The sequence below is a fragment of the Pseudomonas sp. NBRC 100443 genome (assembly GCF_030268185.1).
Lineage (GTDB): Bacteria > Pseudomonadota > Gammaproteobacteria > Pseudomonadales > Pseudomonadaceae > Pseudomonas > Pseudomonas citronellolis.
On sequence record NZ_BSQE01000079.1, the window covers coordinates 1 to 356 of the forward strand.

The following is a 356-nucleotide window of genomic DNA, read 5'->3' on the forward strand; positions in this document are numbered from 1 at the left end:
GGCTCCAGGCCCATCAGCTCGCGGCCGAGGATCTGCGCGCAGACGTCGTAGTCGGTGTAGGCGTGGGCGCCGGTCATGTGCGAGTCGCGGAACAGCCGCTGCATCTCGTTGCTCTCGAACCAGGCGGTGCCGCCGGCGGCCTCGAACAGGCGGTCCACGGCCTGGATGCACATCTTCACCGCGTAGGCCTGGTTGGTGCGCCAGAAGGCCAGGGTCTCGCGGCTGGGGTATTCGTGGCGCTCGCCGTGCTCGGCGTGGTCCTGCCAGGTCTTCTCGAGGAAGGCGCGGGCGGCGGCCACCTGGTGGGTGGACTCGGCCAGGCGCATCAGCGCCGGGGTGGCGGTGCCGACGCTGGC

General features: G+C 71.3%; 1 pseudogene. It reads right to left on the bottom strand.

Going from position 1 to position 356, the window contains the following annotated elements:
• Positions 1 to 356 (bottom strand): annotated as a pseudogene (locus QSJ95_RS32615) (p-hydroxyphenylacetate 3-hydroxylase oxygenase component); the annotation flags it as partial.